Below are 14,704 nucleotides of genomic sequence, written 5' to 3'. Positions count from 1 at the left end.
GGAAAACTGCACTAATTTACGCAAATCCATACGTTCAGGTTATGGATCAGGTTACTTGTGCAGGAGGCCCCAGTGTCTCACCAGATCCGCCGCAGCGTTCCTTCCCTGACCGCGCTCGTGGCGTTCGAGGCGGCGGGCCGACACGAGAATTTCACACGGGCCGCTGCGGAGCTTGGGGTCAGCCAGGCCGCCGTCAGTCGACAGATCGCCGCGCTGGAAGCCGATTTGGGCGTGGCCCTGTTCATACGGGCCAATCGCCGCGCACAGCTGACCGTTGGCGGCAAGTCGCTGTACGATGCGGTGAAGGACGGGTTCGATGCGATAGCGGACGCCGTTACCCGGCTGCGCACGGCACACGTGGACCTGACCGTCAGTGTATCGATCGCCTTCGCACACTTTTGCCTTTTGCCGATCCTGTCGTCGTTCCGCGCGACTGCCCCGCAGATCGGTGTACGGGTCATTTCCGAGGATGACTGGCGGGCACCGCACGATCGGACGATCGACCTGGCGATCCGGTATGGACGACCGCCGTTCGACGGCATGTCTATCGTTGGATCACTCGCTGAAACGGTTGTGCCGGTTTGCGCACCGGATATCGCGTCTAGGCTCGCCGGTATCGTGATCGAAGACCTGATCCGCCAGACAGACGTGGCCCTCATTGCCTGCGATGCACCGGAACCCAGCTGGCTCGATTGGTCTCAGTGGCTGTCGCAGATTGGGTTGACGCGGACTGCTGTGAGGGCCGGTCTGAATTTTACCAGCTATTCGGACGCGGCCTATGCAGCAATGGCCGGTCAGGGGGTTCTTCTTGGCTGGACCGGCCTTCTCGATCGGCCTCTCGCGGATGGGCGGTTGATCGAATTGGACCTGCCCCGGCTTTGCCCAGAGGAACGTCACTACGTCCTCGTTCCGGAAAACCGCCAACCATCAGGCGCCGTCAAAGCCTTTGCGCGATGGTTTCAAGAAGGTACTTTTCAACAGGCCTAGGTAAGACCACGCGAGTTGCGTCAAGGTCGGTCAAGACAGCAGACGATGCAGAAAGGCAGACCACGCCTTTCACTTTGCGCATGGCGGCAAAGTTTCGCACAGCATACCTTGGCTGTCAGAAAGTGCCCCCGACGCACGCGCAACCGCCTTGGTTAAGTTTCCTTACAATCCTTTTGTGCTTCTCTCGTTTTCCAGCCACCGATGATCCAACAGTTTGCGGGATAATCCATCCTGGTTGATGGATCCCTTTCAGGGGGACCTGCACGGGACGAGGTAACTGCCAGGAGCCGCACGTGGTCAGCTGGCGACGGCATCCCTTTCGCCGCCGCTGGCGTCGTCGGCGGCTGTTTCGGGATCGCGCTGTAACAGGTCATACAGCACGGGCGTCAGGAACAGCGTCAGGATCGAGGCACCGAGGAAACCGCCGATGATGACGAGGCCGATGGACAACCGGCTTTCGGCCCCTGCCCCGCTTGACAGCACCAGCGGCACGGCACCCAGAACCGTCGACAGGACGGTCATCACGATGGGACGCAGACGCGTCACCGACGCCTCGATCGCCGCGTCGCGCACGGATTGTCCGCGTTCGCGCAACTGGTTGGCGAATTCCACGATCAGGATGCCGTTCTTGGCCATCAAGCCGATCAGCATGACCATCCCCACCTGAGTGTAGATGTTCACCGCCTGCCCCAGCGCCAGCAACGTCAGCAGCGCACCGGCCACCGCCAGCGGAACCGACAGCAAGATGATGATCGGCTGGATGAAGCTTTCGAATTGGGCCGCAAGCACCAGAAAGACAATGGTCAACGCCAGCGCGAAGGTCAGAGCGATGCCGCCGGAGGTGTCTTGAAAACTCTCGGCCTGGCCGGAATAGGCGATCTGCATCTGTGGCGGCAGTTCTGCTGCAAGCCGTTCAACGGTCGCGATGGCCGACCCGAGGTCGACGCCATCAGCGAGCGAGGCCGTGATCTCGACCGACGGTTGCCGGTCCAGCCGGTTGAAGGCCGCGACCGATGCGCGGCGTTCAAGCGTCACCAGCCCATCGAGCGGCACCAGCGCGCCGCTATCGGACCGGACGTTGACGCCGCGCAGGTCGCGGGCATCGGCGCGGCGATCGTCGGGAGCCTGAAGGATCACAGGGTATTGCCGATCGCGCGAGATGAACTCTGTCACCTCGGCAGAGGCGAAGAAGGTGCGCACCGCGTCCGAAATCGCCTGCGCGTCCACGCCGATTTCGCGCGCCATGTCGCGATTGACGGCGATGTCGTAGCCCGGCGTGTTGACCTCGTAGGCACGGCGCACGCTGGTGATGTCGGGATTGTCACGCAGCTTCTGCGCCAGTTGGGCGGAATAATCCGCCGCCGCGTCGAAACTGGGGGCGGTCACGATCAGGTCGAGCCCAGATCCACCGCCGCCACCCAGGCCCGACGGCGCAAAGGCACGCACATTGGCACGGGTGATCTGGGCAAATTTCGGGCGCAGCTCTGCCAGGACATCGCGCGGACCCATCTCTCGCTCGCCCCAGGGGGCCATGACGGCAACCATAAAGGCGCGACCCGTCTCGTTGTACTGGCCGACAATGGCGATGGTGTTCTCGATGACGCCGTCGTCGCGATACGGCGCGAGCAGCGTCTCGACCTGGCGGACCGCATCGTCGGTCAGGGCCAGCGCCGATCCGGCAGGGGCCTGTATCGACACGAGAAAGACGCCACGGTCTTCCTCTGGTGTCAGCTGCGACGGCAGGGTCTGGTAGAGCGTCCACGACATGCCAGTCAGGGCAGCGGCGATACCTAGCACCAGGATCGGCGCACGGATCGCGCGGGTCAGAAGACTGCGGTAGCCGCTGGCCATGGCATCGGTGATCCGTTTGACGAGGCGCGCAAACCGCCCCTCTCCCTGCCCCGGCTTCAGCAAAAGGCTTGCCATCACAGGACATAGCGACAGCGCGACAAAGGTCGACACGGCCACCGCGATGGCCAGCGTGATGCCGAATTCGCTGAAGAGCTGACCGATCTCGCCCGGCAGAAAGGATAGCGGCACGAAGACGGCGATCAGCACAGCCGAGGTCGAGACGACGGCAAAGAAGACCTCGTTCGCGCCGTTGCGCGCTGCTTCCTTTGGGTCGTCGCCTTCCTCGATCCGGCGTTCGATATTTTCCAAGACGACAATGGCGTCATCGACGACGAGGCCGATTGCGAGGATCAGCGCGAACAGCGTCAGGATGTTGATGGAAAACCCTGCGATGGCAATGCCCGCGCAGGCACCCAGCAGGGCGATGGGGATGGTCACCGCAGGGATCACCGTCGCCCGGACGGACGTGAGGAAGGCGAAGATCACGGCCACCACGATGGCCACAGAAATCGCGAGGGTGGAAAGCACCTGAACAATCGAATTCTCAATGAAATCCGCGTCGTCAGAGGTGATCGTCAGGGTGGTGCCTGCCGGCAGGTCTCCTTGAATCGCATCGACCTCTGCCCCGACCGCGTCAGAGATGGTTAGCGTGTTCGCCGAAGACTGGCGCTGCACGCCAAGTCCGATGGCGGTGACGCCGTTGGCGCGGAACTGACTGTCGTCGCTCTCGGTCCCGATTTCGACGTTCGCCACGTCACCCAGCGTGACACGGCCCGTGTCGGTCGTCGTGACGACCAGCCCTTCGAACTCCGCCACACTCGACAGTCGGGTCTGGGTACGCAAAAGGTAGGTTCGCGCTGTGCTTTCGATCTGACCGGCGGGCAATTCGAGGTTGTTGGCCCGCAGGGCGGACGCGATCTCGGTCGCGGTGACACCGCGTGCAGCCATCCGGTCGGGATCGAGCCAGACCCGCATCGCATAGGGGCGGTCGCCGTAGATCTGCACGGCGGCGACCCCGGGCAGGGTCTCGAACCGGTCGGTGACAAAGCGGTCGGCGTAATCTGTCAGCTCTGGCGCGGACAGTGTGTCGGAGGTCATCGTCATCCAGACCACCGGGTCGCCTTGGCTGTCGTTCTTGGCGACCTGTGGCTCGTCCGCCTCTTCGGGCAGGTCGCCCGACACAGCCTGAACCGCAGCCCGCACGTCAGAGGCCGCCTGGTCCACGTCGCGTCCCTGGCGGAAGGTGATGACCGTGCGCAGCCCGCCCAGTTCGGAGGATGTGGAGATCCTTTCGATCCCCGCAACGCTGGAAATCGCACCCTCGATCACAGAGGCAAGTTCGCTGTCCACGACCGCAGGACCCGCCCCGGTGTAGTTCACGCTGACCGTGACCTGCGCGGTCGAGGTGTCTGGCAATTCGCGCACCGCCATGGACTGAAGGCCCGCGATCCCGGCGATCACGATCAGGATGGACATGACGGTCGCCAGGACCGGGCGGCGGATGCACAGGTCGGGAAGGGTCATTCGTCGGTCACCGCTGCAGCGTCATCGACGATTTCGACGGGGGCGCCGTCTGTCAGATTGTCCCAGCCCGAGATCACCACCTCGTCATCTTGCGACAACCCTTCACGCACCTCGGTCAGCGCGCCCAAAGAGCTGCCGACGACGACATCCGTGCGTACGGCGGCCGAATCGCGGGCTACATAGACATAGGTCGTCAGCCCTTCGCTGATGATGGCGTCATCGGGGACCGCAAGACCGTCGTAGGTGTCGAAAACCAGACGCGCGTCAGCGAACATGCCCCCCACGAGCTGGCCGTCGGGGTTAGGAATCTCGGCCCGGATCGTGAAGCTGCGGGTTGCAAGGTCGATCTGGGGCGCACGGACCGTCACCTCGCCTTCAAAGTTCGCGTCAGGATAGGCGGGCGTGGTGATCGTGACGCCCTGCCCCGGCGCGACGCGCTCGTAGTAGCGTTCGGGCAGGCTGGCACTGACTTGCACGACCGACAGGTCCGACAGGTCAGTGACGGGCATACTCCCATCGAGCACGGCCCCCGGCTCTACGTCGATCAACCCCAGCGTGCCGGCGAAGGGCGCTGTGATCGACAGATCATCCAGCGCCGCGCGAGCCTGCATGACGGCAGCCTCCGCCCGGGCATAGGCGGCACGCGCGGACTCGAGCCGGGTCTCGGCGGCAGTGTTTCGGTCGGCGAGTTCGTCGACGCGTGCCAATTCCTGGGATGTCTCGGCCAAGCTCGCCTCCGCTTCGGCCAGCGTCGCCCGGGCGGCGCGATCATCGAGCTGGATCAGCAGGTCGCCGGGTGCGACCTGATCGCCGGAAGAGACGGGCACAGCGGTCACGCGGCCAGGCACCGTCGGCGTCAGTGCGACGGTACGCAGCGGCATGAGGGTCCCGACGGCAGTGATGGCATCGTCGATGGTCTGCGTCTGCGGGCGGGTGACGCCTACGGCGACTTTGGACTGCGGCGGCGGGCCGCCTGCTTCGGCCTCGCCACTCAGCAGCGCCTGCGTGCCCCACAGGCCCGCGGCGGCACAGGCCCCGACGACACACAATCCGAACAAGACCTTGAAAACGCGACCCATAAACACTCCAAAGATGATACGGACAACTAGCGGTTTGGGCCACGCATCAAGCCTGCAGCGTCATTCTGTCGCAGGTCGGTCACTGCCGAATCAGAGCGGCAGGGCGACCTGTCCCCCTGAACACTCCGCTATTCTGGGGATGTGACCTGCCCGGCATGCCAGTTCCGGCGGCATAGATAAGGAGAGCGTGCAGGCGGAGACAAAAAGTATCATGATACCGGCAAAGGCATTTTCCCGCCTTAGCCCTATGAAAGACTGGATTGTCACCGACATCCCTGCCCTGCGGATCGTAGGTCGCCGAACCGCGCCAAAGCGTTGTGAACTTGCAAGTCTACGCTCTGCGCGACCTATTCCGTGATCAAGCTCTCGTTAATGAAAAGACAACATTGTCGTCGATGGCTTCGGATATGAACCCCACCTTCGGATGGACTGACAACGGGCGCACCCGCACTTGCACGGGCCCGGATTATGCGGCTGCGATCGCCGCCACGTTGTCGGTCATCGAGGACCTGATAGGGACTTCGATTTCCACGCCTCGTCTGACTGATCTTACTCCTGCAGCAGGATTCGAAAGTGTTTGGGAAGCCGTTGCGGCGCGTGACCTGCCACTGAACTTTCATCCTGCCTCCGCGAGCAAAACGGCAACGCAGAAAGCCACCCGAAGGTGGCTGATAACGTATTGATTATGCTTAGTAATTTTGGTTGCGGGAGGGCGCAACCGCCGATGCTTACCCAAGTTATTTTGCTCCGCGTGATGAAGTCACATGCCTCTGATTGCAACCCAGGATATCGACCGCAGGACGGGCCTCGGCGAACTGGATCCCGTTTGTTGGATGTCACTCAGAACTGACCCAGCAGCAGTCGAAATTGTCACTGAGAATTGACCCATGTGGAACCTTACCCCTGACGGAATTTGTCGGGGGTTGTTGGAGTGATCGACATGGATTTTTAAAGCGTCATTCGACGTTGGGCGTTGCGGGACAAGATGCCCATCCGCGAGATTTCACGGCGGACCGGGCTGTCTCGTATCACAATCAGAAGGTATCGGCGGGCGGGCACTGTTGAGCCCAAGTTCCAGGCACCATCAAGGCCTAGCACGCTGGACCCGTATGCCGCGAAGCTGACAGGCTGGCCGGTGACGGAGCAGCGCAAGTCGCGCAAGGACCGCCGCACCGCCAAGCAGATGCACGCTGATCTTGTTCAGCTCGGCTAGTCAAGCTTCGGACCCAGCACATCCATCAGCCGCGCAAAGGACCGGATGTAACTGCGCTTGGAGTAGGGGGCCGATTGGAAAAGACGGGCTCCTGGCCTGCTGCCGGTTTCGTGGACACGAAGATAAGATCGTGACCATGGAATTGGAGATTGGATATGACGAGACGAAAGTTCAGCCGCGAGTTCAAGTTCGAGGCAGTAAAGCTGATGACTGAGCGGGGTGTTGCGGTCTCTCAGGCGTGCCGGGATCTAGATTTGGCAGAGAGCGTGCTGCGGCGCTGGATGCGCGAGGTGGCTGCGACACCGACCACGGCGTTTCCCGGGAATGGCCAGCAGCGCGCGGAACTGGCAGAGATCGCGGCCTTGAAGAAAGAGGTCGCCCGTCTCCGGGCGGAGCGTGACATCCTCAAGAAGGCGGCGGCTTTTTTCGCGCGGGAAGCGACATGACGTTCGCATCCATCGCAGGGCACCGGCACATCTGGCCGGTCAGCTGGATCTGTGACGCGTTGGGTGTTTCCCGGTCCGGCTTTCATGCCTGGATCAGAAGACCGATCAGCGACCGCGCGGTTCATGACGCGAAGCTCGTTCAGGCGATAGACAAGAGCTTCAAGGCCAGCGATCGCACCTACGGTGCTCGCCGGGTCTGGGCTGACCTCGATGAACCTGGGCTCTCTTACGTAGAAAAGGCCGCCAATACGTTACATAGAGATCATGCGGCCTCACCACGGGTCATTCCGATCTCGGAAGCCCTCCTATGTAAGGTAATGATACCTAACAAGGGCGACCCGGCGGCTGGTTCCCCTATGTACGGTAAAGGCTGGGACGCGGCGGACGCTGTCGCTGCGGGTTGGGACAATGCGATGATCGATCGCCTGCTGTCATATGCCGAACCGCCGAAAGCGGCGAATGACAATGAAAGCCCAACATCTCTGAAAACCAAGCCCTCACCGCCAGACCTGTCGGACGTCGAAGTCTGGAAAACACCGGACGGCGAACCCTTCGCAACTTTGCGCATCGATGGCCATTTTGAACATTGGCCAATCGCGTCGGCGACGTTCAAAAAGTACCTGTCATTCCAGCATTACCAAGCGACGGATAAGATGATGCCGCAATCCGCGCTGGACGATCAGCGCCGGACCTATGAGGGCCAAGCGCTGTTTGGCGGCGACACGCATCCGGTGTTCAACCGGGTCGGCACCTTGGGCCGAACCCTCTACGTAGACTTAGGGAGCGCGGATTGGAAAGCTGTCGCCATCAACAGTGAGGGCTGGCAGGTCATTGATCACCCCCCTGCCCGCTTCACTCGCGCGAGGTCGATGCAACCACTGCCCACCCCCGCCAACAGTGGCGGCGATATCAACATGCTCCGCCCGTTCCTTAACACGGCGACTGAAGCCGACTTTCAAATGCTGGTCGCTTGGCTTGTTGGATGCTTCCACCCCAAGGGACCGTATCCCATCTTGATCCTGAATGGCGAACAAGGCAGCGCCAAAAGCACGACCGCGCGCGTCCTACGTAACCTTATCGATCCCGCGAACCCTATTGCCCGCAGCGCACCCAATACGGAGCAAGACTTAGTCATTGCCGCGAAGCACAATCACGTGCTGGCGTTTGACAACCTCTCAACCATCAAGCCCATGATGGCGGATGCGTTCTGCCGGATTGCGACAGGCGGCGGGTTTGGCACACGCAAGCTGCATACGGACGCCGATGAAATGCTCTTCAGCGCCACCCGGCCTTGTCTGCTGAATGGCATCCCTGACCTCGCTGGACGCCCTGATTTGGCAGACCGCGCAATCGTCGTCTCACTGCCCGTCATCCCACCATCTGAGCGAGCATTTGAAGGAGAGTTCAACAAGGCGCTGGACGCTGCCATGCCGCGCATCTTGGCTGGGCTGCTGGATGCTGTATCGACCGCACTGAGCAACCTTGCCTCTGTGCAGCTCTCAGAGCGGCCTCGGATGGCCGACTTCGCAAAGTTGGTCACTGCCGCCGAACCTTCGCTCGGATGGCTTGACGGCGCGTTTTTGGCGGCCTACGCGGCAAACAGAGATTCAGGCGACCGCGCGACGGTTGAGGGCAACCCGGTGGGTATGGCCATCACGAAGCTGGTGCAAGACGATGTGCGCTGGTCTGGCACGATGACAGAGCTCAAAACAATCCTGCGAAACCGCTATCCCTTACTGACTGATGACCCGTACAGCTTCCCCCGCCAAGAGAACAAACTTTCTGCCGCGATCCGGCGCATCATGCCGCCCCTGCGCCGCATGGGGATCGAAATCACTTTCGCGCGGCAAGGCCAGCCAGGGGAGCGAGTTCTGAAGATCAAAAGAGCTTAAATGATCGTCAGTATCGTCAGTGAGAAGCAATACTGACGATACTGACGAAAAATTTGAACAGACTAGACCACTTTTGGCCCTGACCTGCCGTTCGCTTCATGGCCGAGCGCTGCTGTGCAGCTTCACCAAACCGGCCATTTATCCATGGCGCAGCATTTTCGGAGAGTGGAGGTCGGCAGAGCGGGACCTTCCTGGCGGTAGTCTCAATTCCGAGAGGCCTATGACAAGACCTTTGGAATATTATCGGCCTGCGGGAATGTGGATCGTATGCGATCACATCTGGATCATTTCGGACATGTTAAGATTTTGACCATTTGGGTCAGCGCTGTCATGCGATCGGATCGCGCGAAGCAGGACGGTCGCGCCGGACGAACCGGCGCGGCCGTTACGTTCAGATGTTGCCGCGCGACATCTCGGCGGCGATATGTTCGGCCTGACGGATGGCCAGCGCCACGATGGTGAGCGTCGGATTTTCCGCAGCACCCGTGGTGAACTGCGATCCGTCAGAGATGAACAGATTCGGCACGTCATGCGCCTTGCCGTTCTTGTCCACCACGCCGTCCGCCGCGTTCGCCGACATCCGATTGGTGCCCAGGTTGTGTGTCGACGGATAGGGCGGGGTGGGCAGAACGCGCGTGGCCCCAAGCGCCTCATACATCGCCATGCCGGTCTTGAAGGCGTGGTCGCGCATCGCGATGTCGTTGGGGTGGTCGCTGAAGTTGACATTGGCGACCGGCAGTCCGTGCTGATCTTTCACGTCCATGTTCAGCGTCACGCGATTGCTTTCCTGCGGCATGTCTTCGCCCACGATCCACATGCCGGCCATGTTTTCATAGCTATCCAGCGCGGTCGTGAATTCACGCCCCCAGCTGCCCGGGTCCATGAAAGCGGCCATGAACGGCAGGCCAAGGCTTAGCGTTTCCAACTCGTAGCCGCCGACGAAACCGCGTTCGGGGTTGTGGCCCGCCTCGTCCTGCATGATGCCCGCCATGGTCGTGCCGCGCCACATCTTCACCGGTTTGTCGAAGATGCCGTAAACCGATCCCGTGACGTGGCGCATGTAGTTGCGTCCGACCTGTCCGGAAGAGTTCGCCAGCCCGTCAGGGAACATCGACGACGCAGAGTTCAACAACAGACGCGGGCTTTCAAAGGAGTTGCCCGCGACGCAGACTATCCGTGCCTTCTGCATCTGCAGGTTGCCGTCCTTATCGAAATATTCGACGCCCGTGACCTTGCCGCTGGCGTCGTGCAGGATGCGCGCGACGTGGGCGCGCTCTCGCACTTCCATGTTGCCCGTGGCCTCGCCTTCGGGCACCTCGGTGTAGGCGGTGGACCACTTAGCGCCCCACTTGCAGCCCTGAAAGCAAAAGCCGGTCTGCTGGCACATCATCCGGTCGCCGGTCTCGTCCGAGTTGATGGCCATGTGGCCGGTGCTGACCTCCATCTTGCCGATGGCCTTGGCTCCGGCCTCGAACACCTTGTAGTTGTTGTTGCCGGGCAGGCCGGGACGGCCGCCAGTTCGCGTGACGCGCATCTTCTCTTCGGCGCGGGTGTAGAAGCTGTCCATCTCGCGCGGGTCGATGGGCCAGTCCAGCAGGTTTGCACCGGCGACGTCGCCGTAGGTCGTGCGTGCCTTCCATTCATGATCCTGGAACCGCAGGGATGCACCGGCCCAGTGGGTCGTCGTGCCGCCCACGGCCTTTACGATCCAAGCGGGCAGGTTCTTGAAATCGCGGGACACACGCCATTCGCCGGACGTCGTGCGGGTGTCGGTCCAAGCCAATTGCCCAAAGCTGTCCCATTCGTCGTTGATGAAGTCCTGCGGCAAGTAGCGACCGCCAGCCTCCAATGCGACGACGCTGATGCCCTTCTGGGCCAGTTCGTTGCCCAGCGTGCCGCCGCCGGCGCCTGTTCCGATGATAACGACGACGCTGTCGTCGTTCAGATCAAATGGTGCTGCCATGATCCGTCTCCCCCCTCAAAGCCAGTTGATGTCGTCGAAGCCGCGATTGATGTAGCCTCCCTGGGAATAGCTCTCACCCTCGTAGCCAAAGATCGGCCAGATCGCCTTCTGGTTATAAAGCCCCGTCACCAGACCACTGCGGATCTGCTGAAAGAAGTCGGTGTCTTCCATGCTGCGCAGGATCTTCACGCGGTCCGCTTCCCACAGGGTGCCAAGGTAACTGTCGAAACCTGCTTCGCGGGCAGCCTCGTTCAGCGCGGCGATGCCGGCCTCGATACCTTCGGCCCCCTCGTTGGTGTCATACATCTGCACGGCGGTGGCGTAGTATTCGTCGGCCACCTTGTCGTGCGGATAGATGTCACGCGCCATCTGCGTTAGCGTGGCAAAGGTTTCCGGGCTCAGGGCCTTCATCTCCACCGCCCATGCGGCGTCTGGTGCGGCGATGAAGCCAGCCCCCACCACAAAGGTCGCCCCCGCCGCCGTCGCACGCGACAGAAGCTGGCGCCGCGTCATGCCCTTCGGGCTTGTCGTCGTTTCCATATCGTCTCCTCCCTTATGTGATCACTTGAAGCGACCGGCGCGGGCCAGCACTTCGATCTGATAGCCGTCCGGATCGGCCACGAAAAAGAACCGCCCCACCAGCTCCCCCGCTGGGGCGAATTCCACGAGTTTTCGAGGATTGAGGCCTTCCGCCTCGAACCGGGCATGTTCGGCGTCGAGATCATCGACTGACACCGCAAGATGGCCGTAGCCGTCGCCAAGGTCGTAGGGGTCGGTGCGCCCCTTGTTGATCGTCAGCTCCAGCTCAAAGTCGCTCTCGGCGTTGGCCAGATAGACCAGCGTGAAGTCCGGAAAATCGAGACGGTCTGCGATCGTCAGTCCGAACGCCTTTTCGTAGAACGCTACGGAACGCGCCTCGTCCAGCACCCGGATCATGGAATGAATTGTCTTGGCCACCGGCCTCTCCCCCTCTTTGGTCATGGGGACAGGCTAAGACAGGGCGACCGGGGGCCGGGTAGTATGGACCTACTACCCGCGTATTTTATCGCGGCGCAATGATCGGCCCTATTCGGCAGCGATCTCGAAACGTGGGGTGGTGATGGAGGATTCCATGAATTTCAGACACGCACAGCGCAGCAGCGACGTGAAATTCTCCGGCTCTCCACGTAATTCAAGGACCTCGGCGTGCAACTTCGAGATGAACATCGGCGTTGTCACGCCGTCACGTTCAGCGATCTGGTCGATCACCCCCCAAAAGGCGTTTTCAAGCCGAATGCTGGTGCTTTGGCCGTTCAGCCGCAGGCTGCGTGTCTGACTGGCGTAGCGGTGCGGATCTTGGTCAGCAAAGACGTGGCACATCTGAATTCCCCTTGCTTGAGCATGGCGCGGATCGAAGCCAGGCCGACCGCGGCACCGCGTATCGTATTTCGTATACGAAATGACGGAACCTGTCTATCCGCGCGGCGCAATCGTGATAGGGCTTCCAGGACTCAGCTTGCAGGGTGGTGACATGGAGACAGTGAAACAACGGCGCAGCCTCGTGGAGGAGACCTACGACATCCTTGTCGATGCGATCTGCACTGGCGAAATCCGGCCGGGTGAACGGTTGAACCAAGACGATATCGCCGTCAGGCTCAATGTCTCGCGCCAGCCCGTCAACAGTGCCATCTCGATCCTCAAGGCCAACGGCCTGGTCGAGGATACCGGCCGTCGCAGCGTCATCGTGACGCCCTTCGACCGCCACCTGTTTCGCGCGATCTATGACTTTCGGGTCGTGATCGAGCCCTTTGCGGTGCGGCAGGCCGGGAAGACCCTGACGCCCGCCGACCGGGCGATGGCGGACGCGGTCCTGCGCGCGGCCGATGACGCACGGCGTGACGGTAGTTTAAGTCGGCTGGTGCAAGCCGACATGAAGTTTCACGAGATGATCTACGGCTGGAGCCGCAACCCCGTCATCGAGACCTCAATGCGGATGAATTGGCATCACATCCGTCGGTCCATGGCCGAAATTCTGAGGGATCCCGCTGCAATCTCTTCTGTCTGGGCGCAGCATTTCGATATCGTGGAGGATCTCTTTGCAGGCGAAATTGAAAGCGCTGCTTCGAAAATGGAGAATCACATCCGGCAATCGTATGACGCGGTTATCCGTGTGATTGAGACAAACGAGACGGACAGGATCAAGGTCTGAAGGGGTTTTCTTCTTAAGCCTCAAATATATCTAAAATTTCAAATTATTCCGATACCTCGCTCTAATTCTACCTTGGGCCTGTGAAGTTAGACTTAATGCCGGGCACCTTTGCGGTTATAGGGTAATCCTCCCCAAAACTAAGGGGATGCGGGGGTAGAATTTTCTCAGCAAGATACCTGAGGAGAATCTGATGAAGATGACGAGATTTAGCGAACCCCAGATCCTTGCGATCCTGCGCCAAGCCGAAGGCGGCGTGCCCGTTGCCGAGCTTTGCCGAGAGCACGGCATGAGCACGGCGTCCTTCTATAAATGGCGGGCGAAGTATGGCGGCATGGATGCGTCCATGATCAGCCAGATGAAAAGCCTCGAAGACGAGAACCGCCGGTTGAAGCGCATGTTCGCGGATCTGAGCATGCAGGCTGATTTGCTGAAGGAAGCCCTTGGAAAAAAGTGATTGGGCCATCTCAGCGACGCGAGATGGCCGCTAAGGCCGTAAAACATCGAGGAGTCAGCATCGCGCTGGCGTGCCGGGCGTTTGGCGTGAGCGAGACGTGCTATCGCTACAGGCCGTTGCTCAGCGATGAGAACGAGATGATCGCTGATCTGTTGGTCGGCCTGACCGAAGCCCGCAAGACGTGGGGATTTGGGCTGTGTTTCCTTCATCTGCGCAACGTGAAGGGGCACCCGTGGAACCACAAACGCGTCTACCGCATCTACTGCGCCCTGGAACTGAACCTGCGGATCAAGCCGCGCAAACGATTAAAGAGGGACGTGCCAGACGCTCTGGCCGTGCCCGAGCGACCGAATGTGACATGGTCGATGGATTTCATGGCAGATCGGCTTGAGGACGGTCGGGCCTTCCGGCTGCTGAACGTGCTGGATGACTTCAACCGCGAAGGTCTGGGGATCGAGGTCGACTTCTCCCTACCGGCCGAGCGGGTCATCCGCAGCCTGAATAATATCATCGAGTGGCGGGGCAAGCCCAAGACGATCCGCGTGGACAACGGCCCGGAATACATCAGTCAGGCCCTGTTGGATTGGGCCGAAGAGCAGGGCATCGCCTTTGCCCACATCCAGCCAGGTCAACCGCAACAGAACGCCTACATCGAGCGCTACAACCGCACGGTCCGGCACGAATGGCTGGACCAATACATCATCAACAGCATCGAGGAGGCCCAGCATTTCGCCACCCAGTGGCTCATGCGATCATTCTCTTGAACCAGTGGCGTTCATGATCTCATCTTGAACAACAACGACCGCCCGAACATGGGCATCGGCGGCATCACGCCTGCAATGAAACTGAAAATGGCTGCGTAAGTTCTACGAACAGATCCCGTTAAAAACGGGAGGATTACCCCAAGAACAGTGCGCTGCTCATCGGTCTCTGCATCTTCAACCTACAGGTAAGCGGTTCGATTTTCTATACAATCATAGCTCCCGCTGTAAGCCAGTACAGGCTCGCTGATGCTAGTGACGCCCAAAAACGTAGCACCGCCGTAGCACCACGCAAAACGGCAACACAAAAAGCCACCCGAAGGTGGCTGTTATCTCATTGTGATCA

8 protein-coding genes and 3 pseudogenes are annotated in these 14,704 nt (G+C 60.7%); 5 read left to right on the top strand and 6 right to left on the bottom strand.

The annotated features are described in order from the left end of the window. Positions 1–72: 72 nt before the first annotated feature. The gene (locus LGQ03_RS09440) at positions 73–987 is read left to right on the top strand and encodes a LysR substrate-binding domain-containing protein (RefSeq protein WP_226748201.1); all 915 of its coding nucleotides are present in this window, start codon (positions 73–75) and stop codon (positions 985–987) included. Between the two features lie 297 nt (positions 988–1,284). On the opposite strand, the gene LGQ03_RS09435 is transcribed toward LGQ03_RS09440, so the two are convergent. Together LGQ03_RS09435 and LGQ03_RS09430 are read right to left on the bottom strand one after the other, a co-directional pair. After that, the gene (locus LGQ03_RS09435; RefSeq protein WP_226748200.1) at positions 1,285–4,362 is read right to left on the bottom strand and encodes an efflux RND transporter permease subunit; all 3,078 of its coding nucleotides are present in this window, start codon (positions 4,360–4,362) and stop codon (positions 1,285–1,287) included. Next, positions 4,359–5,441: an efflux RND transporter periplasmic adaptor subunit gene (locus LGQ03_RS09430; RefSeq protein ID WP_226748199.1), complete on the bottom strand. Its 1,083-nt coding sequence runs from the start codon at positions 5,439–5,441 to the stop codon at positions 4,359–4,361. The genes LGQ03_RS09435 and LGQ03_RS09430 overlap by 4 nt, the downstream gene beginning before the upstream one ends. A 985-nt stretch (positions 5,442–6,426) precedes the next feature. On the opposite strand from LGQ03_RS09430, the pseudogene LGQ03_RS09425 reads away from it, so the two are divergent. Together LGQ03_RS09425 and LGQ03_RS09420 are read left to right on the top strand one after the other, a co-directional pair. Then, positions 6,427–6,651, top strand: a pseudogene (locus LGQ03_RS09425) (IS21 family transposase); the annotation flags it as partial. A gap of 158 nt (positions 6,652–6,809) precedes the next feature. Beyond that, positions 6,810–7,327: pseudogene (locus LGQ03_RS09420) on the top strand (transposase); the annotation flags it as partial. A gap of 2,056 nt (positions 7,328–9,383) precedes the next feature. On the opposite strand, the gene LGQ03_RS09415 reads toward LGQ03_RS09420, so the two are convergent. The 4 genes from LGQ03_RS09415 to LGQ03_RS09400 all read right to left on the bottom strand — a co-directional run bounded on the left by LGQ03_RS09415 (position 9,384) and on the right by LGQ03_RS09400 (position 12,314). Next, positions 9,384–10,955 carry a GMC family oxidoreductase gene (locus tag LGQ03_RS09415; RefSeq protein ID WP_056035327.1) on the bottom strand — a complete coding sequence of 524 codons (1,572 nt, stop codon included), beginning with the start codon at positions 10,953–10,955 and terminating at the stop codon, positions 9,384–9,386. Positions 10,956–10,970: 15 nt separating this feature from the next. Continuing rightward, a complete protein-coding gene (locus LGQ03_RS09410; RefSeq protein WP_226748198.1) occupies positions 10,971–11,495 on the bottom strand; it encodes a Twin-arginine translocation pathway signal in 525 nt (174 codons plus the stop codon). A gap of 21 nt (positions 11,496–11,516) precedes the next feature. After that, the gene (locus LGQ03_RS09405; RefSeq protein ID WP_226748197.1) at positions 11,517–11,912 is read right to left on the bottom strand and encodes a VOC family protein; all 396 of its coding nucleotides are present in this window, start codon (positions 11,910–11,912) and stop codon (positions 11,517–11,519) included. Positions 11,913–12,020: 108 nt separating this feature from the next. Next, positions 12,021–12,314 carry a ribbon-helix-helix domain-containing protein gene (locus tag LGQ03_RS09400; protein ID WP_090161419.1) on the bottom strand — a complete coding sequence of 98 codons (294 nt, stop codon included), beginning with the start codon at positions 12,312–12,314 and terminating at the stop codon, positions 12,021–12,023. Positions 12,315–12,465: 151 nt separating this feature from the next. On the opposite strand from LGQ03_RS09400, the gene LGQ03_RS09395 reads away from it, so the two are divergent. Together LGQ03_RS09395 and LGQ03_RS09390 are read left to right on the top strand one after the other, a co-directional pair. After that, entirely contained in the window at positions 12,466–13,143 is a 678-nt protein-coding gene (locus LGQ03_RS09395) for a GntR family transcriptional regulator (RefSeq protein WP_226748196.1), read from the top strand. 190 nt (positions 13,144–13,333) lie between these two features. Beyond that, positions 13,334–14,460 (top strand): annotated as a pseudogene (locus tag LGQ03_RS09390) (IS3 family transposase). Positions 14,461–14,704: the final 244 nt, after the last annotated feature.

The sequence above is a fragment of the Loktanella gaetbuli genome (assembly GCF_020531945.1).
Taxonomy (GTDB): domain Bacteria; phylum Pseudomonadota; class Alphaproteobacteria; order Rhodobacterales; family Rhodobacteraceae; genus Loktanella; species Loktanella gaetbuli.
The sequence above is the reverse complement of the archived record's forward strand: the minus strand, read 5'-3'. Positions and strand labels throughout refer to the sequence as shown.

Excerpts from the sequence above, each read along its gene's own strand:
- LGQ03_RS09435 (WP_226748200.1), bottom strand. The coding sequence starts at position 4,362 with ATGACCCTTCCCGACCTGTGCATCCGCCGCCCGGTCCTGGCGACCGTC.
- LGQ03_RS09430 (WP_226748199.1), bottom strand. The coding sequence starts at position 5,441 with ATGGGTCGCGTTTTCAAGGTCTTGTTCGGATTGTGTGTCGTCGGGGCC.
- LGQ03_RS09415 (WP_056035327.1), bottom strand. The coding sequence starts at position 10,955 with ATGGCAGCACCATTTGATCTGAACGACGACAGCGTCGTCGTTATCATC.
- LGQ03_RS09410 (WP_226748198.1), bottom strand. The coding sequence starts at position 11,495 with ATGGAAACGACGACAAGCCCGAAGGGCATGACGCGGCGCCAGCTTCTG.
- LGQ03_RS09400 (WP_090161419.1), bottom strand. The coding sequence starts at position 12,314 with ATGTGCCACGTCTTTGCTGACCAAGATCCGCACCGCTACGCCAGTCAG.
- LGQ03_RS09395 (WP_226748196.1), top strand. The coding sequence starts at position 12,466 with ATGGAGACAGTGAAACAACGGCGCAGCCTCGTGGAGGAGACCTACGAC.